We start from the raw sequence: 25,868 nt of genomic DNA on the forward strand, positions 1-25,868 counted from the left end.
AAAATATTTGAAAGGAAAAAAATAAAATGAATAAAAAAATTAAATTATTTAGAATAGTTATTCCGATGATTCCAATGGTTGCAGTTACTGCATTATCGGCTAGTTGTCAAGAAAGAAGGAGAGTCGATAAAATTGTTAGTTCAGCAGAAAACGCAATAAATAAAATAAGAAATTCTAAATCGGAGCAAGAATTAAATTTAGCAAGTAAAGAATTCGAAGAATCTATTAAACAAGCAAAAGAATTAAAAACAAAATTAGAAAAATCACAATCTAAAGATGAGATATTAAAATTAGACACTATAATAAAAAAATCTGAAAATATAAATTCTTTGTTCGAAACAATAAAAAAATTATTAGATATTGAAAAAGACAAAACAGAAATATATGATTCTTTAAAAACTGAAAATACAGAAAAAATAAAAGATTTATCAACTAAAATATCTCAAAATTATCCAGATATTTTGCAATATTGTGAAAATAACCAAAATAATGAATTTATAAAAAAAGAAATAGAAAAATTAAAATGAATAGTGGAAAGTAATGAGTGAATATTAAATTCTATAGGTAGGTTTAGATCTTTAGAAAAACACAAAGACATATATGATTTTGATAAACAATTTGAACAAATAGAACCAGAAATAAAATCAATATTAAAAGGCGAAAAAATGTTTACTGATATAAACATTGCTGAAAAAGAACTTTCAAAATGAATAATTCAATTAAAAACTCTTGCTATTTTTTTTAAAAAATGAAGTTTTGCAGACTCAACTATTCCACCAAAAATAGAAAAAATAAATACTTATATAGAAGAGTTGTCGAAAAAATGAAAAGAAAGCTTAAAAAATATTTATGATGGCATTATAGATGATTCAACTTTTAATAAAGAAATATTAAAATTAAAAGATCAAATTAGCCAATCGCAACAAACAATTTTAAGAAATGATTTTAATTTTTATGAAATAGAATTAATACAAAATGGCGTTCTAATTGAAACTATTAATTTTAAACTTGTATATTTAAAAGAAAATTTACCTAAATCTTTAACTAATTATGATCAAAGTATAAAAGAAATTGATGATAATGTAACTTTAACTAAGGCAATAACTTTAAATATATCAAAACAAAAAGAATATTTACATTCCTTAAATGAAAAAGTGGATAACTATAATAAAAACTTTTTTAACAATTTTTTAAAAGAAATATCATTGTGAGATGATCAACAATACTTACTAAGTTTAAGTAAAACAACAAATATGTTTGTAGATAAACAATCAAAAACATGAGATTTTTATAAAAATACTTTTGATTATTTATTTGCAGTTCAAAATATTAACATTTTTTATTTACAGAGAGAGGATTTACAATTATATTATTTAACAGATTTTTCTTATATTGATTTTTATAAAGAATTTGCTATTCAAACTTTTGATTATATGATATACGGAAAAGATTGAAAAACCAAAGAAGCATTAGATCAAAATATACAAGAAAACTATAATAGTATTTTTAAATTATTAACAAAAATTAAAGAGTTTTATAAATTTGGTTTGGCTGCAAACTTGTCAGAAGTTAAAAATTTAAATATTGAATGACAAAAAGTAAAAATTAAATTTAATCTTATTAAAAATTATTTTAAAGATGATTTTTATTACAAAATAAAAGAAATATCAACAGAAGAAATGAAAGAATTATCTTTAAAATTTGAAGATAATACAAATTCGTTTAAAGAAATAGAAATGATATTTCACAATGAACCATTATTTGATAAATTATTTAGATACGCCGAGTTTATAAGTTTATTAAACAAAAGAAAAATAGAATTAGATAGTATCATTGAACTTTGCTCTAAAACAGAAAATAAAATTGCCCCAATAAAAGAATTTTTGATTTTATCTAAAAATTCTAGCCTTGATCTTCTAAAAACATTAAATGATGATTTTAATAATTATTCTAAATCTGGTGAAGAATATAGTAATTACATAAAAACAAAAATAGAAGCTTTAAATAAATCTATAAATGCAGCAAAAGAACTAGAAAACCATTTTTAATATTTTTACAAATTAAAATTTAATACAACAAAAAAATATCAAGCACAATTATTGTTGGCTTGATATTTATTTAATTATTTCTTTTTGCATATATGGAATCAAAACTTTAGGAACACTAATTGAGCCGTCTGGATTTTGATAATTTTCTAGAATAGCGGCTACTACTCTATCAATCGCTAAACCAGAACCATTGATTGTATAAGCATACTTTGTTTTATTATCATTAGTTCTATATCTTATTTTCGCTCTAATAGCTTGAAAATCTTTATATATAGAAATTGAACTGGTTTCACGATATCTTTGTTCAGAAGGAATTCATAATTCTAGATCAATAGTTTTGGCAGATCCAAAACCCATATCTCCTGTTGATAATAGCAATTCTCTATATGGAATTTCAAGTAATTCTAAAATATTTTTAGCATCATTAACGGTCTTTTGTCATTCTATTAATCCGTCTTCTTCTTTTGTAAATTTTACCAATTCGACTTTGTGAAATTCGTGTTGTCTAATTAATCCTTTAGTATCTTTTCCACCACTACCTGCTTCTGATCTAAAGCATTTAGTATAAGCAACATATTTAATAGGTTTATCAAGATTTAATATTTCATCATAATGAAAGTTTGTAACAGGAACTTCTGCTGTTGGAATTAATCATAAATCTTCATTTTCTACTTTAAATAAATCTTCCGCAAATTTTGGTAATTGTCCAGTACCATAAAGCATAGCTGAATTTACTAAATGCATAGGCATAATTTCTTTATATCCATTAGCAATATGTGTATCAAGCATAAAGTTCTCTAATGCTCTTACTAGTCTTGCACCATCATTTTTATATAAAGCAAATCTTGTTTTAGCTAATTTAACAGCTCTTACAAAGTCCACTATTTCTAATTCATTAGCTATTTCATAATGCGGCTTGACTCCTTTAACTAATCCACGTCCTAATTTTGGATGTTCAGAAATGCAAATATTATCATTTTCATCTTTGCCAATAGGAACATCATCATAAGGAATGTTAGGAATTTGTAATCTTAAATCATCTACCAAAGTTATAATTTCATTAGTTTCTTTTTCAAGTTTGTCAATCTTTGATTTAATTGTGTTGACTTCTTCCATTTCGTTATTAACGTCTTTTTTATTACGTTTTTTAATACCTATTTCTTCGCTTAATTTGTTTCTTTTTGCTTGCAAAATTTCAAGGTTATGAATTAGTTCATTTCTTTTATCACCTAATTCATATATTCTAGTTAGCGCAGAATGGTCAAAATTTCTTGATGAAAGTTTTTTAATTACTTCTTGTTTATTTTTTAAAATGTATTTTAAATCTAGCATAAGTGCTCCCTTTTGTTAATCGAATATAATTTTATACTTTTTTTTATAAAAAGTAACTCTTTGTTTATTAACAAAAGTTTTAAAAATTATTTAATCAAATTTTTCAACTTAATTTAAGAAGTTTTTAAAAAATAAAAAAATGGCGATCGCAGTAGGAGTTGAACCTACGACCCTCAACTTAGGAGGTTGATGCTCTATCCACTGAGCTATGCGACCACAAACTTGTTAAAATTATAAACCTCAAACAATCAATTCTTTTAATAATGTTAGTAAATTAGTGTTTGTGTTACAATTTAAAAGATATGGAAAATGAATCATCGAAAATAACTGGCAAATTTACCAAAATATTATGACAATCTAAAGATAGCAAAACTATAATTGCTGCTTTTTTTGTTATAAAAAACGATGATTTAAGACCTGTTCAAGTAAATAAATATGGTTCAATATCAATAACTTTAAGAGACAATCTTTTTAAAGGTTTGAGTTTAATTTTAAATGATGCAACATATGAAATTTTTGTCCTTAAAAATAATTTATCAAAATATCAAGATAGTTACAACATAGATTATAATGTAGCCATTTTGCCTGCTAAAGAAGAAAATTCAGAAAATTTTAACTATTTAGTAAAAGTTTTAAAATTGCCTATGTTTAAAAATTTATTAGATTCTAAAGCAAATTTATTAGTATCTGAACTTAAAGAAGATGTTTTTGGCAAAATAATTGACTCAAAAAATATTGTTCAAGGCGAGACTTATGGTATTAAAAACGAGGAATGAGTTTTAATAAAATCGATAATTAAAGATAATTTAAATTATTTGAAAGATGTAGCCCTGCTTTTTAAAATAAATGTAAGTTTAGTTTTTTATAAAAGAATCACTAAAAAATTTAGTAACTTAGAAGAATTTTTAAAAGAATATCAATCTAATCCTTATCAATATTATTTTGATGTTGATGAAGAATATAGAGTTAGATTGTCTGATCTAGATAAAATAGTAAATTATTTTAATAAAGATGCTAAAAAACATAAAGATTCTACTTATTTATATCAATTTGTTCAACAATATTTTTTTAATACTGGTAATACTAGAATAAAAAAAGAAAATTTTTTTCATGAAATAATAAATTCTAGTTTTGATATTAATTTAATTAAGGAAGAAAAAGAGTTTGAAAAAGCTAAAAACATGTTGTTAGAGCAAAGACTTTTAATAGAATTAGAATATGAAGATGGGATTTATTTAACTACTAGAGATTTAATATATATGGAAAAGTATATTATTAAAAGACTAAGCCATATTGAAGATTTAAAGGTATCTTTTAATATAAATTATTCTCCTTCTATGGCGTTTCATGAAATTCAAGCTGAGGCAATAAAAGCAGCACTAGATGACAAATTGGTATTAATAACAGGTAACCCTGGTACGGGAAAAACATTAATAACCAATGAAATAATAAATCATTTGCTAACTAAATATCAAAAAGAAGATATTGCAGTTTTGACGCCAACAGGAAGAGCTACAATTAATATTAATGCAAAGCAAAATACCACAAAAGCCCAAACAATACATAGTTTGTTACAATGAGACCCAGATAATAATAAGTTTTATGTAAATGAAAAAAATCCAATTTCTATAGAATGTTTAATAATAGATGAATTTTCTATGGTTCCACTTGAATTGTTTTATTCTTTAATGAGAGGAATAACTCGTAAGTCACTTAAAAAAATAATTTTAGTTGGTGATAAAGATCAATTGCCTGCGATAGGTAGTGGTTATTTAATTAATGATTTTATTCAATCAAATATATTTAAAACTATCTCTTTAACAAAAATATATAGACAATCAGAAAATTATGAAATAGTTAGTGATGCTTTAAAAATTAATGAAGGAAAAATGCCTAGTTTTAAAGGTTCTAATTCCCAACTAATAGAATGTAAAAGAGAACATTTAAAGGACGAACTATTAAAAAAAGTAAAAGAACTTTTAGAAAAAGGTTTTGATAAACAAGATATAGCAGTGTTAAGCCCAATGTATAAATATGATACAGGCATAGATGAACTTAATAATGCTTTAAATAGTTTTTATAGAAAAAAAGAACAAGCTGAAATTATAAAATATAAAGATCACTCTTTTTCTATAGGTGACAAAGTAATCAATTTAATTAATGATTCAAAAATGAAAGTCTTTAATGGAGAAATAGGCTTTATTTCTAGGTTTACATTCTCAAAAGCAGAAACTTCTAGTGAAAAAAGATTAACTCATATATCAGTTGATTTTGAGGGCGATGAAAAAACAGTAGTTTATTCAAGAGCAGAATTTCTAGAAAACACCTATCCCGCTTATTGCACAAGTGTGCATAAGTACCAGGGTAGTGAGTGTAAGGCTGTTATTGTAGTATTATTTTCAGAAGCAAAAAAATTATTAAGCAAAAAACTAATATATACAGCAATAACAAGAGCAAAACAATACAGTGTTATTATTGGCGAAAAAAACGCTTTAAGATTTGGTATAGAAAAAGATGATGATTCTAAAAGAATAACTAATATTCAATATTTGTGAGAAAGAAGGAAATAATATGAAATTAATTGTAGGTTTAGGTAATCCTGGAAAAGAATATGAAAAAACTAGACATAATGTTGGGTTTATGGTTTTGGATAAACTTTCTCAGAAATTAAAAGCTCCAATGACTATTAAAAAATTTAATGGTATATATTTTAAAGACAAGGAAATGATACTTGCTAAGCCATTAACTTATATGAATAATAGCGGTGAATTTGTTAAAGATATTGTTGATTATTACAATATAAATGTTGATGATATCCTTCTAGTTTATGATGATATAGATACTGAATTAGGCAAAATTATAATTCGTCAACAAGGTTCAGCCGGCGGCCATAATGGAGTAAAAAGTATTATTAACAACCTTGATACCAATGAAATTAAAAGAATAAAAATGGGTATTGGAAGAGACGAGAATTTAATAAATTTTGTTTTAGGTAAATTTAGTTTTGAAGATTCTAAAATTATAGAAAAAGCAATAGATGAGGTAGTAGAAGCAATTATTCAATATATAAACAATGACATTCGTTATGTAATGAATAAGTATTCTAATAAAAAATATGGAGAACAATAATATTCTAAAATTAAAACAACAACTTTATAAAGAATTTGAAAAATATAAAATCAATTTGAATTCAAAATTTATTATTGGAGTAAGTGGAGGCCCAGATTCAATGTGGCTTTTAAGCTTACTTAAAGATTTAGATATTTATGTTGCAACTGTTAACTATAATAAAAGAGAGGATGCTTGAAAAGATCAAAAAATTGTAGAAGACTATTGTAAATTAAATAAAATAAATTATGAAGTTTTAGTTCTAAAACACGAAGAAAACCAAAAAGGTAATTTTCAAGAAATAGCTCGTATTGAAAGATATGATTTTTATAAAAAATTATATGATAAATATGGTGTTGATTATTTAATTTTAGCCCATCATAAAGATGATAGTTTAGAAACTTTTTTGTTTCAAAAACAATCTAATAGACAACCTAGACAATATGGCATTTTAATAAATTCTCAAGTAAGTGGAATGAATATTTTTAGACCAATGATTAATTTGTGATATAAAAGCGAAATTAAAGATTTTTGTGATAAAAACAAAATTGAATATGCTATAGATTCTACAAACGACCAACCAATTTATACTAGAAACAAAATAAGAATTCAATTGAAAAAAAATACAATTGAAGAAAAAAATATTTTATTTAATTCAATGATAAATATTAATAATAAATTAAAAGAAAAATTTTTAGTAATTGATAAAGAATATTTCAAATTTGCTAAAAATAATTTTAATTATAAAAAAATTAATTTAACCCATAAGTATATAAATGAAATTTTATTTTTATTTATACATAAAAATACAAAAAACATAACTTTGAGCCATAATAAAATAGAACTTCTAAAAAAATTTATAAATTCAGAAAAAAACTATAAAATGTTTAAACTGTCTGATCATGCCTTTGTTTATAAAGAAGACAGTTTATTAAAAATTAAAGAAAACTAATTTTTTATTTATAATTTATTATTATTAAATTATCGATTAGTATAAGTTAATAAATACATATTATTAAGAAAGGACCATATTATGGATAAAAACGATAGACCAAAACAACCAAAAGAAAAAAGAAGACTTGGTCTTTTAGGTATTGTTGGTATTTTTATTGGTATTGTTGCACTTATTGTTTTAATAATGATAGCAATTGATCAAATTAGAGCTGCTTCTATACAGTATCAAGATTTGCAATTTTTAGAAAAAGTAATTAAAGAAACTACAAAAAGTACAACAGATTCATTATATATTTCACAATGAATAGAAAATACTTATGGTGACACAATTTCAATTACAATTAATGGAACTCAGGCTGAATTGCAAGGTTTAATTGGAAATATAAATTATCCTTACACAACTTATTCCTTTACAGTTAATGTCAGTGGATTAATTGAAAGAGAATTACCTAAAGCAATAATTGGATGAGCAGGCGGAGCAATAGATTATCTTACAGTTCTTAAGAATGCTGCAACACATACAGGAGGCCAAGGTATAATAAGTGCAACTCCTATTCCAAAAGCAGGAATTTATGATAAATATATAAGTCCAGCTATTAGCTTTGTTTTCTTTGGAGTTTTAATTATTGCTCTTCTTATGAGCTTAAGAATGTATTCAAAGAGAGGATTGGGAGGAGAATTAACTGGTTTTGGTGGAAAATCTTTAGCTCAAAGAGTTTATACAGATAAAAGATTTTCAGATGTTGCTGGAAATGAAGAAGTTAAAGAAGAAGTTATTGAATTAGTTGATTATTTAAAAAATCCTAAAAAATATGACGCTGCAGGAGCTAGAATACCTAAAGGTATCTTATTGGGTGGCCCTCCAGGAACAGGTAAAACTTTATTAGCTAAAGCAACTGCTGGTGAAGCAAACGTACCATTCTTCTTTATTTCTGCTTCAAACTTTGTGGAAATGTTTGTTGGGTTAGGTGCTAAGCGTGTTAGAGACATGTTTGAAGAAGCTCGTAAAAACGCACCCGCAATAATTTTTATTGATGAATTAGATGCAGTTGGAAGATCTAGAGGAGCTGGTATTGGTGGTGGAAATGATGAAAGAGAACAAACACTTAACCAATTATTAGTTGAAATGGATGGTATTAAGGAAAATAGCGGCATTCTAATAATGGCTGCTACCAATAGATCCGATGTATTAGACCCGGCCTTATTGAGACCAGGACGTTTTGATAGAATTATTACTGTTTCTTTACCAGATATTAAAGAAAGAGAAGCAATTTTAAAATTACATTCTCGGGGCAAACAAATCGATCCAAAAATTAATTTTGCCCAAATAGCAAGAAGAACACCAGGGTTCTCAGGTGCTCAATTAGAAAATGTTATAAATGAAGCTTCATTGTTAAGTGTTAGAGAAAGATCTAAATTTATAACATTAGAACAAATTGATGAAGCAATAGATAGAGTTATGTCAGGCCCAGCTAAAAAATCTAGAACAATTTCAGAAAAAGAAAACATTGCTGTTGCTTACCATGAAGCCGGGCATGCTGTTGTAGGTATTAAATTAAAAGGTGGTAATAAGGTTCAAAAAATTACCATTATACCTCGTGGACAAGCAGGTGGTTATAATTTAATGATGCCTGAAGAAGAGAAATATAATCGTTCAAAATCTGAATTAATTGCGATTATTACTTCATTTATGGGTGGTAGAGTTGCCGAAGCTATTATTTATGGAAAAGATAATGTTTCAACTGGAGCCAGTGATGATATTTCTAGAGCAACTACCTTAGCTAGAAGAATGGTAACTGAATGAGGTTTATCTGATTTAGGTCCTATTAAATATGAAGAAGATACTTCTAATCCATTTTTAGGTAGAGACTATATGAAAAATGCTTCATTTTCAAGCAAGGTTGGTCAAGAAATTGATGAAGAAATTAGAAAAATAATTTTAACTGCCGAGAAAAAAGCACATCAAATTATTTCGGAAAATCGTGAGTTATTAGAATTAATAAAAGATGCCTTAATTATTAAAGAAACTATAGTAGCTGAAGAAATTGAATATATAGCAAAAAATATGAAATTACCAGAAGCTATTACCAAAACAAAAGAATCATTAAAAGAAGAATATTCTGAACAAGATTTTGATGTTTTATTTAATGAAGTATCTGGCAAAAAGAAAATTACTAAAGATAAATATAAAAAAGATTTAGATTCTGAATTAAAAAAACACTCTATTAAAGATTCAAACGAAGATGAGTCAAAAGATGATAAAAAAAGCGACAAAAAATAATTATATAAAATAGGGTTTAACCCTATTGCTGAATTGAAAATTCAAGTGCAACACTTTATTGATAAAATATTAGTGTGAGGTTGCTTGAATTTTTTTCTACTTAAAAAAATAAAAAAAGGCCTCACAAAAAACACCTAAGGAGACCTAATATGAATTATAAAGCATTTAAAAAATATTTTCACATTTCTTATGAAGAAAGATTTTTTATCAAAAAATTAATGGATAATGGCTATTCAATACGAAAAATTGCTAGACGATTACGCAGAAGTCCTTCAACCATTTCTAGAGAAATAAAAAGAAATCTTGATTTAACTGGAAATTATGATTCTTGTGCAGCAAATATAAAATCGTTTAAAAGACATTCTCATAAATATATGTTTAGATTTAATGTTAATTTTAGCTATAAAGAATTTACTAACATTTTTATTCAAAAATATGACAAAAAGTTTTTTGGTATAAAATCAACATATCATTATATTAAAACTAATTTTAAAATTAAATTACCATCGCTAAGAACTGTTTTTAATTGGATAAAAAGTAATCAATGAACAATTAAAAAAACATAATAGATTAAGAGGTTTTTATAAAAAGGGCGGCAAACGAACAGCTTCAGTTGTAAGCAGATTAGTTACAAGCGCTAGCTATGTTTTTCCGATTTGAACTAGACCTAAATCTATAGATTTAAGACAAGAATATGGTCATTGAGAAGCTGATCTAGTAATTGGCAAGCGCAGCACTGGTTTCAGAAATATTTTAACTTTAACAGAACGAAAAACAAGAATAGGCTTTGCAACATTTGTTTTAAGTAAATCAGGTTATGAAATTAATACTCAACTACGCAAGCTAATAAAAGAAAATAGTTTAATTGTTAAAAGTATAACAATTGACAATGGTATAGAATTTGAAAAAATAGGAATATTAGCCAAATGATTAAAAATAAAAATTTATCGAGCTGAACCTTATGCATCATTTCAACGTGGTTCAAATGAAAATTGAAATGGTTTAATTAGAAGGGAATATAAAAAAGGTTTTAACTTTAATACAATCAACATTGAAACGTTACAAAATATTTCAAATAAAATAAATGAAATGCCAAGAGAAATACTTGGTTGAAAATCTTCAAAAGAACTATTTTTAAAAGAAAATTACATCTAAGCTAATAATTAACAAATAAATAAATTAGAATTTATTTCTACCGAATAAACGGTGTTTTTTGTTTATTTAAATTGTTTAAAAAATACATAAAAACAAAAAAAACATATATTTTTACAAACTTTAAAATTTTAAATATATAATAAAAACATCAAGCACAATTATGTGTTGCACTTGATATTTCATTTAAGGAATAGGGTTTAACCCTATTTTTTTGTAAAAATTTTCTTCTTCTTCTTTTAATTATTTTTATTTAATAATTAATATATTATTATATTTTATATAATTTATATGTAAAAAAAGTTATAGTTAAATAATTTTACCAAAAGATAAAAATAGGAGAAATATGAAAAAAAGTTTAAAAATTTTATTACCTTTATCAGGATCATTAGCATTAGCAACTCCATTAGTTGCCATATCTTGTACAAATACCGAAGAAAAAAATTGTTAGCTGATATTAAATCTGCTAAAGAATGATTAAATCAAAAAGATGTAACAAATGCTTCTAAAATTGCGATAAATGAAGCTATAGCCACAGCAGAAAAAGCAAAACTATGAGCCACAACAAACGAAGACTTTAAAAAAATTAGAGAAACATTTAACAAAACCGTTGCAGATATTAAAGCAAAAAATGGAAAAACAGACACTCAAAAATCTAATGAAGATAAAATAGTTGAAGAGTTAAAAGATATTTTTGTAGCTGATAATGCCCAAAATCAACTAGCAGAAAATTCTGTTTCAATATTTAAAAAACAAATTGATTTGTGATATGACAGAACGAATAAAAGAGTTATTAAAACTGAAAGTGGTAAAAATCCAAAATGAAAAGAATTAACAGATAAGGATGTAGCATTTACTTTAAAAGAGGAAGCTAAAGCAAAAATTGGTGGAACACAATTAGTAAATCCAACTAATCCAACATGGCAAAAAGATGGGAAAACAAATCTATCAACAAAATTAGAATTTGAAACAGTTGTTAAAAAAGAAACAATAAATGGTGACAATAAAGAAATAGAATTAGAAGTTACCATCAAATTTAAAGTAGCAACATATAACAAAGATGGCGATCATACCATTTCAACCAAAGTAGGTCAATCTAAAGTTACTTTAAATGCAGTTGTTCCTAAAGACACCCCAAGTCCCGAAAATCCACCTGCAGGAAATGAAATTAAGGAAATTAATGATTGAGTCAAAACAACAGTAGATCAATATCAAATTTCATCTACAATTAATACAGAAGAATTAAAAACAGCATTAAAAGGCGATTTTAAAAATAAAAAAATTGATTTATATTATGACTATAAGAATAAGGATATTATAAGAGTTTTAACAGGAAAATTTCCAGATTGAAAAAACTTACCTAGTGCTGATAGAATTTTTAGCCCAAAAGACAAATCTATTTTTTCAAAATATCAATTAATGAATTCAACTGAAAATACTTATGAAAAAAATAATAAAACATATATAAATTCAAAAATTGATTATGAAGTTGTTGAAGAAGGAACAAAAATTAAAGTTACATTAAAATATAAAGGTGCTTTATACGATAAAACTGGCAATCATAAATTAGGAACTGAAGAAGTTTCAACTGTAGTTACAATTGAATAATTAATTAAGCAAACCTTAAGTTTGCTTTTTTTATATAAAAATTCAGGTTTAAATATCACCTGAATTTATTAATATTTTTTTAATATCTTGAATAAGTTTCTTTGAAAATATACCTCTTTTTAGTCTTCTTTGCTCTTCTAGAAAATCTAATTCATTATACAAACGATATATTAGTTTTAATGGATAATTGTAATTTGTAATAGATTGCTTAAAATCTTGTCAATCTATTACATTAAAATCCGTTTCGTTATAGCATTTGATATCCAAATCAAAATCTATATATTTAATAACTTGATTATCTATATAGAAAGGACTAGCTAGGTTTATATAAATATGATTTAATCCATTTTCATTTAATGTAATTGAAGCATTGTAAAATCTATTTTTAGCAAAGAAAAATAACATAGGTATGGAAACTACTCAATTAATATTAGTTTCTTGAACTTTAGTTTTCATTAATAAAGCTACGACAAAATCATCTAGGTTTGCAATAATTTTGCAACCTTCATACTGTCGATAAAGCGTTCCATCATACTTAAAAGCTTGAATTGAAGTAATTTGACCCATTTCAAATAATTTTCTAGGTTTTCGAAGTTCTTTTTTATATGTGGATTCTTGTTCTATTAAATCATGAAAACTTCTAATTTGTTTATCGGAATTCATGTTTCTCCATATTTTTAAATAATATATAAATTTATAAAAAATTAAATGTTAATTTAATTAATTACTAATTTAATTATAACCCAAACTAAGTATATGGTTTAAAATACTTATAAACAAAAAAAATATAATTTTCATAACAATACTATAAAATATTTAAATATGAGATTAAGACATAATAAAAATGCTATTAATATATTGGAAAAAAGTCCCTTTTTTATTCAAAATTTTCCCTTTGAAATAAATGATAATTATATTATAGAAATTGGTATGGGCAAAGGGAAAATGCTTTCTGAGTTAGCAGAAAATAATCCCCAAAAGCATTATATTGGTATTGAAAAATATTCAACTCCAGCTTTATCGGCATTAAAAAAAATAGAAAATAAAAAAATTGATAATATGCAAATAATAGTTGCAGATGCTAATGATCTTGACAAAATATTTATAGGTAAAATAAAAACTATATGATTAACTTTTTCAGATCCTTGACCTAAAAAAAGACACTTTAAGAGAAGATTGGTTTATAGAGATTTTTTAAAAAAATATCAAAGTATTTTAGCGAAAGATGGCATAGTTTATTTTAAAAGTGATAATGAAGGATTGTATAATTTTGCTTTAGAAGAATTGAAAGAATATAAGGCAAAAATTTTATATCAAACAAAAGATCTCTATGATACTAACTATCCTGTTAAAAATTATTTAACTGATTACGAGGAAAAATTTAAAAAAGAAGGTAAAAATATTTATTTTATAGCTTTTTCTTTTTAAAATAAGCATCTTATTTAAATAATTAGTTTTTTAAAATTTAACTTATTATATAGGCTTATAAAAGCCTTTTTTATATTTTTTTGGTATAATTAATATATTACTTTTTGTAATATATTATTTTGGAGGATATATGCTTTTAGATGAAGATAAAGAATTTGACCTAGAAGACGAAGAAGAAAATAAAGAAAATCAATCTAAAACAGACGATGATAGTATTTATTACCAAGTCGAAGATGAAATAGAAAGAGTATTTCGTGATGACAATCCTATAGAAGAAAAAGACGAAGACGAAGAAGAAATTCCTCAAGAAAAAGAAGGTTATATTCTTGAAAATCAGGTACTTGATAGTGAAAAAGATGGTTTAAAACCAGCAGATTTAGCTACTGTTATGAAAAGTTCTTTTCTAGAATATGCTATGAGTGTTATTGTTGCTCGTGCCTTGCCAGACGCTAGGGATGGTTTAAAACCAGTACATAGAAGAATTTTATATGGTATGAGCGAACTTGGCATGTTTTATAATGTTCAACATAAAAAATCTGCTCGTATTGTTGGGGATGTTTTAGGTAAATATCACCCACATGGTGATAGTTCTGTTTATGAAGCAATGGTTAGAATGGCACAAGATTTTTCATTACGTTATCCACTAATTGATGGTCATGGTAACTTTGGTTCTATTGATGGTGATTCAGCTGCTGCAATGCGTTATACAGAAGCTAGAATGTCTAAAATAGCGGGTTCAATGGTTGATGGAATTAAAAAGAATACTGTTGATTTTATTGATAATTATGATGGCACTGAAAAAGAACCAGTTGTTTTACCTTCAAGATTTCCTAATCTTTTAGTTTCTGGATCATATGGTATTGCAGTTGGTATGGCAACTAGCATACCACCACACAACTTAGGTGAAGTTATTGATGGAGTTTGTGCATTAGCAAAAAATCCAGATATAACAGTAAGTGAATTAATGAACTATATACAAGCACCAGATTTTCCTACTGGTGGAATTATTTTTGATAAAGAAGGATTGATTAAAGCTTATGAAACAGGAGTTGGTAGAGTTACAATTCGTTCAAAAGCAACAATTCAAGAAATGAATAATGGTAAATCTAAAATAATAATAACTGAGATACCATATGGTAAAAATAAATCTAGTTTAATTGAAAGTGTAAGCAATTTAGTTAAAGATAAAAAAATCGAAGGTATAGCTGATTTTAGAGATGAGTCTAACCGTGATGGAATTAGAGTTGTAATTGATGTTAAAAAAACTTACGTTCCAGAAGTTATATTAAATAAAATTTTTAAATTAACCGAATTTCAAACTAGATTTTCATTTAATATGGTGGCTTTGGTAAATAATGAACCACAAAGATTAAATTTAAAATCTGCTTTACAAGTTTACTTAGATCACCAAATTAATGTAGTTACAAGAAGATTGCAATTTGACTTAGAAAAAGATTTAGCACGTGCACATATTTTAGAAGGACTAAAAATTTGTGTTGAAAACATCGATAGAGTTATTGAAATTATTAAACATTCTAAAACTGATACAGAAGCCCAAACAACATTAGCAAAAGAGTTTGGTTTAACAGAAATTCAAACAAAAGCTATTGTTGACATGAGATTAGGAAGATTAACAGGCTTGGCAATTGAAAAAATGAATGAAGAATTAGAACAAGTTCATGAAAGAATTGCTGAATATAGAAGAATTTTAAATAGTAGAGAAGAACTTATTAATTTAATAATTAAAGAATTACAAGAAATTAAAGAAACTTTTGGTGATAAACGTAAATCTGAAATTAATTGAGACGAAATGTCTGATATTGATAATGAAGATTTAATACCTAAGAAAGATGTTGTAATTACAATCACATCTAAAGGTTATTTAAAGAGATTAGATATTAATGAATATAAAGAGCAATCAAGAGGCGGTATAGGTGTTTCTACTGCTAAAACCTACCAAGATGATGATATTCAAGACATTCTTGTAGCCAATACACATACCGATTTATTGATATTTACTTCAAATGCTAGAGTTTATAGAGTTAGGGGTTATGAAATTCCTGTAGGAACAAAACAATCAAAAGGTGTTCCGGTTGTCAACATAATAAGTGCAATAGGAAAAAATGAAAAAGTTATTAAAGTTTTAAGTGTTGATGATGACGATTATGATCAAGAAAAATATCTATTGACAGTAACTAAAAATGGTATTGTTAAAAAAACTAGATTGAATCAATATAAATTAATTAATAAAAATGGTAAATTTGCATTTGGTCTTAAAGAAGGCGATTCAATGGTTGATGCTTTAGTTGCAACCAACGACGAAGAAATATATATTGCTGCAAGTAATTCTAAAGTATGTAGATTTGATATTTCTGATATTACAGCACAAAGTAGACGCGCATCAGGTGTTATTGGTATTAAATTAAATAAAAAAGAAAGAGTTGTTTCTGTTTCAACTTCCCAAGAAGGTAAATATATATTTAGTCTTGGAGCTAATGGTTTTGGTAAATTATCTTTAGCTAGTGATTTTAGAAAAACAAGAAGAAATTCTCGTGGTGTAATTGCTTTGAATGAATCTAAAGCCGGAGAAATGGCATACTCAGGTTTAGTAAAAGGAAATGAAAGCTTGATTATTATTACTGATGACGGATTAACTATTAGATTTTCATTAAATCAAGTAAGTGTTACTGGTAGAAATACAAAGGGTGTAAAATTGGTTAACCTTAAAAAACGTAACGCTTCAATTGTCGGGGTTGCCAAAATTATTGATCAATCAGAAGAAAATGAAGACAGAGAATTAACAGCTAGCGAAATTGAAGAAGTAACTAGAGAATATAATATTGAAGACATACAAAAAAATAATAAAGAAGATAGTGAAGAATAATAAAATTCAAAAAATAACTAAAACTATTTTTAAATAAATTATAATTTTATTGTATTCAATTAAACACCAAAAAGTTGTTACAAGAATACAAGCATAGTTGTTTTATTAAAAAAGCCAAAACAGGCTTTTTTGTTTTTTTGTTTTTTAAAAATATGTTATAATAAAACAGAAAAAATGAGAACAAACAAAAATTTTATAAAAATTTTAAATATAGAAGAAAAGCAAAGAAGGCTACATTTTTGTTAGCCTTTTTTATTTTGGAGATTTATACATATGAGAACAAACAAAAAAATTTTATTAACTGTGGGTTTAGTTATGCCTACATTAGTATCGCCTATAATAGCTATTTCTTGTCAAAGTGAAGAAGATAAAAAAATACAAAAAGAATTTGATACTAAAATAAAAGAATTTGAAAGTCTATTTAATATAAACAAAGAATCAATTAGTTTGACTAAAAAAGACATTGGAGACTATGATGTTTTAGTTAAAAATGCTAAAAAATATTTTAAAGAATCTAAATCAATAGAAGAAAAGAAATCTTTTATAAATATTTTAGATAGTGCTATAAAAGAAATACAAAAAAAAGAAAATGATGTTAAATCATTGAGTGATTTGGAAAAACTAAATAGAGCTAATGAATTATTAGTTTTTAGCTACCCAAATATTAAAAATATAAAATTAGCAGAAGCAGATATTAATTTAATAGAAAAAAAATTAGCTAAAGAATACGAGTTTTCACTTTATAAAGCAGTTAAAAATGAAGAAACTCAGGATATTACAATAATTTATAAATTAAGAAATAAAGAAACAAAATTTGAACATAGTAAAAATCAATTTTTTGAACTTAAAGGTTGAAAAAAGACAGATGCTCAAATTCAAAAAGAACAAGAACAACTTAAACAATTAGAAGATGATTTAAATGTTTTAAAAGTAAAATTTCTAGATGAGAAAGCATATCAAAATGTTTTAGAAACAAACAAATTATTTAATTACGAACAAAAACCAAATTTTGTTGTTACAGATTATAATAATGACAATTACAAATATGAATTGTCAAACCTTATTAAAGTAAATGAAAATGAATATAAAGTTAATGTTACTTTATCTCTTAAATTAAACAAAGAATTAAAAAAATCAAAAGAAGTTTTAATCGATAAAAATGAATATGGTAAAAAAGGTTTTATTAACCCTCACTCTTTAGATGAAGCTGCACAAATATCATATTTTGAAGCACAATTAAAAGATGTAGAAATTTATCCTTATTATTCAAAAGATAAAACATTTATTGAAAGAAAAGAATACCATAAGCTTACAAATAAGTCATATTGATTATCTAAAAAAAATAATCAATTAATATATGTATTCAAAGATGTTGAACAAAAAGATGGCCAAAATAAAGTTATGGTTGAAGTAAAATTTGAAAATTGACCAGAAAGTCCAAAATTAACAAAAGAATTAAATATAAACTTAGCTAAACTTGGGATTGATGAACTTAATGAAATAAGAAAAAAAGCAGGTAAAGAACCACTAGAAGATCAAAAAGCCCCAGAGTCTACTTTACCAGACCAAAAAGAATATGAAAAAATTCAATTAGTAGATTTTGTTCCAACCCCTTCAGATGAGTATATTGCGCAAAGTGCACCCCATCATATAAGATTTTTAGCCCAAATTAAAAAAGCAAAAACATATTTGTTAAATAAAGAAGTGCAAGATTTAATTATTTCTGAAAATAGTAATTTTTTAAAAGCTCAACATTTTGTATATGATGAAGAAAAATATGAAACAAAATCAGAGTTATTTATATATCAATTTTCTAAAACATTTAGAGATACACAAAATGTGTTCATTTTATCAAATCCAATTATAGAAGATGGAAAAGTTAAATCTCTTAAATTAATTCTTGGAAGTTTAAGCGACATTGCGGCTAAGGATTATTCTAAACTTAGTTCAACAAGAATAAATTTAGTTCAAAATGAATATGGTGAAAATAAACTCAAAAGTTATGAGTTATATAAAGAAATAGAATTAAAAGGGTTTCATGTAAATCCAACATATCAAGGCGAATATACAAAAGAAAATTTTGATTTATCAAAATTGCAATATCACTCAGTATTACCAGAAGGTTTTGAATTAATTAAGCCTACAAAAGCAGAATTTAATAAGAAAAAAACAGAATGATTAGTTCCTGTATCTTATAAGAAAAACGGAATTATTTCAAATAACTTTTGAGTACATTTTAAAATTAAATAAATAAAAGCTGGGTTTTTCAGCTTTTTATTTATAAATATGTATGAGTTCTTTTTGAACTAAAAGCAATTTTTTGGCGCAGCATAACTATTGCGGGGTATATTGCAAAAATAACTACAGTATATATAGGTATTTCTATTAAACTTTTAAAAACTATTGGAATCATAAAAAAGAAATAATATTTTTGGTAAGTTCAAGTTCCGCTTCTAAATCTATTATGGTAATTTATATACGCAAAAGGACCTCAAAACCATCTCGTAATAATTAAAATTCCAAAAACTGTCAACAAAATTGAAAATAATATTTGTGCCGAAAATTTTGATTTTAAACTTCTTGTTTTTTTATAAATAATAACAAATACTAAGGCACTTAGTCATATTGAACCAATTCCTAAAGATCCTATTGCTATAATCGCTTGTAAACTAAAATTTTTATTTCTTTTTATTGAAGTTTCTCTAATGGGTATAGAATCATATTTTGTTGCTAATATGACAATAAAAATAATTGTTAATAGACTTAAAAAAATAAAACCAAAAATTCAAGTATTTTTTTCATTTTTAGTTAAACCTAAAAATAAAAATCCAGATAAAAATGCTATGAGAACTGGAATAATTGCATATTCGGGCATTCAAGTACTTATACCAAAAATAACTTGATTAATAGTATCACATAAAATTCCTAAAAAAGCGCCCTTTCATGGGCCCAAAGCTAATCCAAAAATTATAAACAAAGCATAAGTTATGCTAATATTGAAAGCTCCTACAAAAACATATCTTTCAATAACAGAAGCAATAATATATAAAGCAAGCAACAAACCAAAAAGCGATATTTCAAATATTGAAAAACGATAAGATTTAGTTTTTATATTTCTTTTCATTCTTTGAAAAAAAGTTATTATCATAATACCCCCCTTTTTTAAAAAATAATATAAAAATTATAACAAAATTATTTCTATATATTATATGCAAAAAAAGAACAGCTAAGCTGTTCTAAAAAATTATTGAAAATCTTGTTTTGTGATTATATATACACTTGTAAAAGTGAATATTAATGTAATTAATGAGTATACAATTAAATTAACTGTTCTGTTCATATATTTTTCTTTTGTTAATTTTGCTAAATGATGATTTTTAGTTTGATATAATGAATAAATTTTATTTAATATTTTGTCATCTTTTGATGTGATAATAAATTCGTCAATTTTACTATTAAAATGATGTTTTTTAGCTGATACTTTATATATTCTTGAAATGCTTTCAATAGTATAATCATCAAACAAAATACCAGAAATAGGAGATTCTAATTTGTAATATGTTGATAAAAGATTTTTAACCAATAATTTATATTTTGAATCAATTTTAAAATTTTCATCATAATTGTTTTCTAATAAATTATCAAACAAAACAGAAAATATAGCTGTATAATTCAATTCTTTGTTTTCATAAACATTTTTTAAATATGTATTTAAACTTTTTGTTTTAGATTCATAACTATCAAAAAAAGTTTTAAATATAGGTAAAAACGATTTTAATGTAAGTTTATTTTCTTCTTTTTTATTTGCTGCTTTTTTTATTGCAATTAATGATTGGCTCAAATCTGGGTCCGGTGTTGCAAGTGCTGAGGTATAGTTTTCAATTGTGGCAGCAATATATAACAGGTTTTCTTTGTTTATATTTAATTCTATAAGATTTAAAGCCACACTAGGTATTTGAGAAAATAACTCTTTTAAAAAATTATATAATAGATTGTATCCTGCGTTTCTTAAACTATCTAGATCTTTTAAAGAAGAAATAAGTTTTTCTTTAAAGGCTATATCTTTTGTTAACTCAGTATTAGCTTTAAATAAATTGTCTTCTTTGATAGGTTTGTAATAATAATTTTTTGCTTCAAAGTTTTCCCTTAAATTATCTATAAAGGAAGATGTTCCAAATGTCGCTTCGTCTTCTGCACTTTTTATAAGCACTCTGTTTTGATAATTTAAATCCAAAAATTTAGTAACATGAAAAGGGTTGGTTTCATTGGTAAAAAAACCTACTTCTGATAAATTGTTCTTAAAGTTTTTAGATTCTATTGTTTTATAATTATTTATTTCATTTCCCAAGTTTTTAAAAGATTTAAAAACTTCAGAATTCTTATCTATTTTAAATTTATCATTACCTAATTTTGATTTTTCTATTTCTTTGTTAGCATTAGAGATAATAAACTTTATATTATCTAAATATCTACTATTTAATTTTCTGTATTCTTGTTTTTGTGTAAAAGACCCAAAAACAGATGTTATCGGTATTGCAATACCGATAAAAACAGTTGAAGCTATAGATGCCGATAAAGAAGCTTTTGTTGTAATTAATAATGTTATTGAACTAAACAACATTGATAATAATAAAAGTATTCCAAACAATTTGCTAGCGTCTATTCAAACGTTATCAGTTAAAGTTTTTTTGTTAATAATACTTAATTGTTCTTTAAAATTCTTACCCAAATCAAAAGCATATATGAAAATTACGTAACTTCCAACAACTATTAATAAATGAACAATAATCATTGTTATTAAAGCAAATCATTTACTTAAAATAATTTTTGTTCTTGAAATAGGCTTTGAAATTATTGTTAAAAAACTACCATTTTCTATTTCGTCCTTACACATTGTTGCAGCCTTTAAACCCGAATATATTGTAACAAATGTTGTTAAATATGAAAGCATTACTACCGGAACAACACTTACAATACTTAAATATTTGATTTCCGCGTTTGGTGTTCCTACCTTTATTGCCAAGGAAGGCACCAGAGCTGTTAGCATTGCAACAATCAAGATTCCTATTCCTGATATTACTCAAGTAGATATTGACTTAAGATATTTCAGCATTTGATCTCTGTAAATTACTGTCATCTCTCTCTCCTTGTGATTGTTCTACTAAACTATCATAAAATGATTGCAAATCATTATGTCTTAATGATTGTAAAACTATTTTGTTTTCTAAAATTATTTGAATTATTTCGTTTTTTTGTTTTTCATTAACATCTTTAATTATAATCTCTGATTTTGAGTCGCCTTCTGATTCTAATTTTAAAATTTCTTTTAAAAGTTTTTTTGTTTTTAAATTATTGGAAGTCTTAATATATAAATTATTTTTAGACTTTGATATATTTTTTAATTCTCCACTAAATAAAACATCTCCATTATAAATAAAAGTTGCACTATCAATAATTTTTTCCAATTCGCTTAAAATATGAGAAGAAATAAAAATAGATTTTCCTTGTTTTCTAAGTTCGATTAAACTGTCAAATAATTCTTTTCTTGCGTCTGGATCTAAATTAGCTGCAGGTTCATCCAATATAAGAATTTTAGGATCTATAATTAAAGCTTGGGCTAATAATATTTTCTTTTTCATTCCACTAGAAAATTCGTTTGGGTTTCTTTTTTTATGTTGTTCTAAGCCAATGCTTTTTAATATATCCAAAGCCTTTTGTTTAGCTTCTTTTAATTTAATGCCGCTAAAAGTCGCCATTGTTATTAAATAATCAATTGTATTTAAGTGTTTTGGAAAACTTGCTTTTTCGGGAATATACCCTATTAATCTATTAGCTTTTTCACTTCCGGGTTTAAAATTTAAAATTTTTATTTGGCCTGGCAATGAACGATAAGCTCCAATTATTGATTTTATGGTTGTTGTTTTGCCTGATCCATTAGGACCGATAAAACCATGTATACTACCTTGCTTAATATTAAAACTTATGTTTTTTATAGCTTGAAATTTTTTAAATTTTTTTGAAAAATTATTAATTTCAATTACTACACCTTCATTAATTACTTCTTTGCTAGTTTGTTTCATAATTAAAATATTATACTAAAATTAAAAATTAAGAACTTTTAAAAGCTTTTTTATTATAAAAATGAATTTTTTTAGACTAATTTGCATAATTTTATTTATAAATAAAAATTTCGAATTTAGAATATAAATTCGAAAGATTATTTTAATATAAAATAAATTATTTTAAAACTAATTCTGAAATAGTTTTTACCATAGCAAACATTGGCTTTTCATCTACATCACAGGTTCCTGCTATATCAAAATGAATATATTCTATTTCATTTGTAAATTCTTTTAAAAACATTGCGGCCGAAGAAGAACCTGCATTACCTGTAAAATCGGTGTTTTTTAAATCAGCTACAAGAGAACCCTTCATATATTCTAAATATTCATCATCTAAAGGCATTCTTCATACTAATTCATGTTGAATATCGGCGGCTTCTTGTACATCTTGTCACCCTTTTTCTGTAGTTGATCAAACACCTGTATAAGTATCGCCCAAAGCCATAATCATTGCCCCAGTTAGAGTTGCCACATCGATTAATCTTGTTGCATTTAATTTTGTTGCTCCATAATATAATCCATCAGCCATTACCAAGCGTCCTTCAGCGTCTGTATTATTAACTTCCACTGTCTTACCACTCATTGATGTTCAAACTGAATCAGGCAATGAAGCATCCCCATTTACTCTATTGTCAGTTATACACATAATAGCTGAAACATTTGTGTTAGGTTTAAGTTGAGCTACTACTTTCATAACAGCAGCAACCACAGCTGAACCACTCATATCATATTTCATTCCATTCATATAACGACCTGTTTTAATGTTGTAACCACCAGAGTCAAATGTTATACCTTTTCCAATTAAAACTGTTTTATCTTTAGAGTTTTTATTACCATTATATTCAATTACAACAACTCTTGGTTCAAAAACAGAACCTCTATTAACTGATAGCAATAGTCCCATTTCTAATTTTTCAATTTCTTTTTTATTTAAAACTTTTATTGAAAGATTATTAAATTGTTTTAAATCTTTTTCTGTTATATCAGCTAATTGTTCTGAGTTTAATTCATTAGGAGGGGTTAGTCCTAGATTTCTTGCTCAATTTTGAGCATCCACTAAAATCATTGCTTTTTCAAAAGCAGACAATAAATCTTTTGAAGGTTGTTCAACATATAAAGAAAGTTGGTTTTTATTTTCTTTTTTATAAATGGTTTTTTTATTAAATAATTTAGCAGCCGAAAAATTAATACCTTTAACAAAAGCATCAACAACTTCTTCTAAAGAAAGTTTTGTATTGACAAAACTCACTAAATCAATTTGATAATTTCTAGCTGCATTAAGTCCTAAATCTCTGGCCAATTCATAAACTGAATCATAATTTACTTCTTCTTTTTCTCCCATAAATATATAAGCTATTTTTTCAGAAAAATTTTCGGTAATAACTTTTATTTTTTCAATAACATTAGCAAGTTTCTTTTCATTTTTGTAAATAGCTCTTAATAAGATTGAATCATTACGTTTTGTTTCTAATTTTTTTATTAATTCCATAATTTATCTCCTTATTTTTGTCTTTCTGCCAATTCTACTAATGTAGATACTAAAACTCCAAGACCCATACCTTTTTGATCAGCTGTTCCTGCAACATCACAGTGAATAAAGTCAACTTTATTTGTAAATTCATTTAAAAACATAGCTGCCGAGTTTGAATCAGCCTTTGCACTATTATTGTAATTATTTAAGTCTGCTACTAAAGAAGCTTTGTTTGTTTTGTGAAAGTTTTCATGCATAGGCAATCTTCAAACTTTTTCATGAGCAACTTTAGCCGCTTCACTAAATTCATTTCATCTTTCATCTTTTGTTGAAAAAATACCTGAATAAGTTTTTCCAAGTGCTCTAATCATAGCACCAGTCAAAGTAGCTACATCTACTAATAAAGTAGCATTCAATTTTGTAGCACCATAATATAAACCATCAGCTAATACTAAACGGCCTTCAGCATCTGTATCAGTAATTTCCACTGTCTTGCTGCTCATTGATTTAACAACTGATTCTGGAACAGTGCCATGTGTATCTATAGCATTATCTGTTAACATCATAACAGCAGCAACATTAGATTTAATTTCTAATTCTGCAATAGCCTTAACTGCATATGCAACAATAGCTGATCCAGACATATCAAACTTCATACCATCCATGTGGTATCCTTTTGTATTATAACCACCGGTGTCAAAAGTAATACCTTTTCCAACATAAACAAATTTTTCTTTGCTTTTTGGGTTTCCGTTGTATTCAATTATAACTACTCTTGGTTGGTAAGATGAACCAGCATTAACTGCCAATAATAATCCCATTCCCAATTTTTCAATTTCTGATTTTGTCAAAACCTTAACACTTAACCCCTTAACATCTTCAAAATCTTTTTTTATTGTTTTTGCAATTCATTCACTTGTTGCAATATTTGGAGGTGTTATTTGTAAATCGCGAGTTTTAGAAACCGCTTCAGAAATTGTTGTTAATTTTTTAACCAAATCTGAGTAATTTTTATCTTCTAAAAATAAAGATAATTTAATTTGTTTTTCCTTATCATCTTTAGTTTTTTCTTTTTGTGTAAATAATTTAGCTTCATGAAAAGCTACTCTAGAAATAAAAGCTCTAAGCACTTCTTCTATTGAAATATTTTTGTTAACAAAAGATGCTATATCTATTTGATAATCTCTTCTTTTAGCCAAAGCTATTGAATCAACAACCTTTAAAAAATGATAATAATCTTTTACTTCCTTTGATATAAAAATATATGCTTCATTTTTTTCAAAAAATTCTGTAATATAATTAGCTTCTTTAGCAATATTAGAACACATCTCTGTGTTTTCATATGCTGCTTTTAAAAGCATATCTTTATTACGAACATTGTTATATTTTATGCTCATATTATCCTTCCTTTTTTATAATAATAGTATTATTATAGTATTAAATTATTATTGATTTTGTTTTTTATAAAACAATTATAAAT

17 protein-coding genes, 1 tRNA gene and 1 pseudogene are annotated in these 25,868 nt (G+C 25.3%); 11 read left to right on the top strand and 8 right to left on the bottom strand.

Annotation, left to right across the window (positions count from 1 at the left end; translation table 4 throughout):
* The first annotated feature begins 26 nt into the window (after positions 1 to 26).
* Complete coding sequence (locus DMC14_RS06105; protein WP_116171480.1) at positions 27 to 2,048, top strand: hypothetical protein; 2,022 nt, start codon at positions 27 to 29, stop codon at positions 2,046 to 2,048.
* Between the two features lie 66 nt (positions 2,049 to 2,114).
* Here DMC14_RS06105 and serS read toward each other — a convergent pair whose 3' ends face one another.
* Both serS and DMC14_RS01520 read right to left on the bottom strand, forming a co-directional pair.
* Entirely contained in the window at positions 2,115 to 3,380 is a 1,266-nt protein-coding gene (serS, locus tag DMC14_RS01515) for a serine--tRNA ligase (protein ID WP_116171481.1), read from the bottom strand.
* A gap of 140 nt (positions 3,381 to 3,520) precedes the next feature.
* A tRNA-Arg gene (locus DMC14_RS01520) sits at positions 3,521 to 3,596 on the bottom strand.
* A gap of 86 nt (positions 3,597 to 3,682) precedes the next feature.
* On the opposite strand from DMC14_RS01520, the gene DMC14_RS06110 reads away from it, so the two are divergent.
* From DMC14_RS06110 to DMC14_RS06120, 7 genes and pseudogenes are all read left to right on the top strand, one after another.
* On the top strand, positions 3,683 to 5,950 hold the full coding sequence (locus tag DMC14_RS06110) for an ATP-dependent DNA helicase (protein WP_116171482.1): 2,268 nt from the start codon (positions 3,683 to 3,685) through the stop codon (positions 5,948 to 5,950).
* Position 5,951: 1 nt separating this feature from the next.
* Complete coding sequence (gene pth / locus DMC14_RS01530) at positions 5,952 to 6,509, top strand: aminoacyl-tRNA hydrolase (protein ID WP_116171483.1); 558 nt, start codon at positions 5,952 to 5,954, stop codon at positions 6,507 to 6,509.
* Positions 6,496 to 7,440 (top strand): tRNA lysidine(34) synthetase TilS, encoded by a 945-nt coding sequence (gene tilS, locus DMC14_RS06115; protein WP_116171484.1) that lies wholly within the window; start codon positions 6,496 to 6,498, stop codon positions 7,438 to 7,440. Before pth ends, tilS begins: the two co-directional genes overlap by 14 nt.
* Positions 7,441 to 7,521: 81 nt before the next feature.
* On the top strand, positions 7,522 to 9,723 hold the full coding sequence (gene ftsH / locus DMC14_RS01540; protein WP_116171485.1) for an ATP-dependent zinc metalloprotease FtsH: 2,202 nt from the start codon (positions 7,522 to 7,524) through the stop codon (positions 9,721 to 9,723).
* Positions 9,724 to 9,872: 149 nt separating this feature from the next.
* A pseudogene (locus DMC14_RS06620) lies at positions 9,873 to 10,878 on the top strand (IS30 family transposase).
* A 343-nt stretch (positions 10,879 to 11,221) separates the two neighbouring features.
* Positions 11,222 to 11,326, top strand: coding sequence for a variable surface lipoprotein (locus tag DMC14_RS01550; protein WP_137412663.1), 105 nt, complete (start codon positions 11,222 to 11,224; stop codon positions 11,324 to 11,326).
* The gene (locus tag DMC14_RS06120) at positions 11,320 to 12,483 is read left to right on the top strand and encodes a hypothetical protein (protein ID WP_116171487.1); all 1,164 of its coding nucleotides are present in this window, start codon (positions 11,320 to 11,322) and stop codon (positions 12,481 to 12,483) included. Before DMC14_RS01550 ends, DMC14_RS06120 begins: the two co-directional genes overlap by 7 nt.
* Before the next feature lie 48 nt (positions 12,484 to 12,531).
* On the opposite strand, the gene DMC14_RS01560 is transcribed toward DMC14_RS06120, so the two are convergent.
* A complete protein-coding gene (locus DMC14_RS01560) occupies positions 12,532 to 13,146 on the bottom strand; it encodes a DUF402 domain-containing protein (protein WP_175393437.1) in 615 nt (204 codons plus the stop codon).
* A gap of 159 nt (positions 13,147 to 13,305) precedes the next feature.
* Here DMC14_RS01560 and trmB point away from each other — a divergent pair, with 159 nt between their 5' ends.
* The 3 genes from trmB to DMC14_RS06130 all read left to right on the top strand — a co-directional run bounded on the left by trmB (position 13,306) and on the right by DMC14_RS06130 (position 19,045).
* Positions 13,306 to 13,911 (top strand): tRNA (guanosine(46)-N7)-methyltransferase TrmB, encoded by a 606-nt coding sequence (gene trmB / locus DMC14_RS01565; protein WP_116171488.1) that lies wholly within the window; start codon positions 13,306 to 13,308, stop codon positions 13,909 to 13,911.
* Positions 13,912 to 14,041: 130 nt separating this feature from the next.
* Positions 14,042 to 16,795 (top strand): DNA gyrase subunit A, encoded by a 2,754-nt coding sequence (gyrA, locus tag DMC14_RS06125; protein ID WP_116171489.1) that lies wholly within the window; start codon positions 14,042 to 14,044, stop codon positions 16,793 to 16,795.
* A 273-nt stretch (positions 16,796 to 17,068) separates the two neighbouring features.
* Complete coding sequence (locus DMC14_RS06130; RefSeq protein WP_116171490.1) at positions 17,069 to 19,045, top strand: V-type ATP synthase subunit I domain-containing protein; 1,977 nt, start codon at positions 17,069 to 17,071, stop codon at positions 19,043 to 19,045.
* Between the two features lie 28 nt (positions 19,046 to 19,073).
* Here DMC14_RS06130 and DMC14_RS06135 read toward each other — a convergent pair whose 3' ends face one another.
* The 5 genes from DMC14_RS06135 to DMC14_RS01600 all read right to left on the bottom strand — a co-directional run bounded on the left by DMC14_RS06135 (position 19,074) and on the right by DMC14_RS01600 (position 25,785).
* The gene (locus DMC14_RS06135) at positions 19,074 to 19,943 is read right to left on the bottom strand and encodes an ECF transporter S component (protein ID WP_175393438.1); all 870 of its coding nucleotides are present in this window, start codon (positions 19,941 to 19,943) and stop codon (positions 19,074 to 19,076) included.
* A 96-nt stretch (positions 19,944 to 20,039) separates the two neighbouring features.
* Positions 20,040 to 21,932, bottom strand: coding sequence for an ABC transporter permease (locus tag DMC14_RS01585; RefSeq protein WP_116171491.1), 1,893 nt, complete (start codon positions 21,930 to 21,932; stop codon positions 20,040 to 20,042).
* Positions 21,892 to 22,875, bottom strand: coding sequence for an ABC transporter ATP-binding protein (locus DMC14_RS01590; protein WP_116171492.1), 984 nt, complete (start codon positions 22,873 to 22,875; stop codon positions 21,892 to 21,894). Before DMC14_RS01590 ends, DMC14_RS01585 begins: the two co-directional genes overlap by 41 nt.
* Positions 22,876 to 23,032: 157 nt before the next feature.
* Positions 23,033 to 24,406: a M17 family metallopeptidase gene (locus DMC14_RS01595; protein ID WP_116171493.1), complete on the bottom strand. Its 1,374-nt coding sequence runs from the start codon at positions 24,404 to 24,406 to the stop codon at positions 23,033 to 23,035.
* Between the two features lie 11 nt (positions 24,407 to 24,417).
* Positions 24,418 to 25,785 (bottom strand): M17 family metallopeptidase, encoded by a 1,368-nt coding sequence (locus DMC14_RS01600; RefSeq protein ID WP_116171494.1) that lies wholly within the window; start codon positions 25,783 to 25,785, stop codon positions 24,418 to 24,420.
* Between the last annotated feature and the right edge of the window lie 83 nt (positions 25,786 to 25,868).

This window comes from Metamycoplasma phocicerebrale (genome assembly GCF_003383595.3).
Taxonomy (GTDB): domain Bacteria; phylum Bacillota_I; class Bacilli_A; order Mycoplasmatales; family Metamycoplasmataceae; genus Metamycoplasma; species Metamycoplasma phocicerebrale.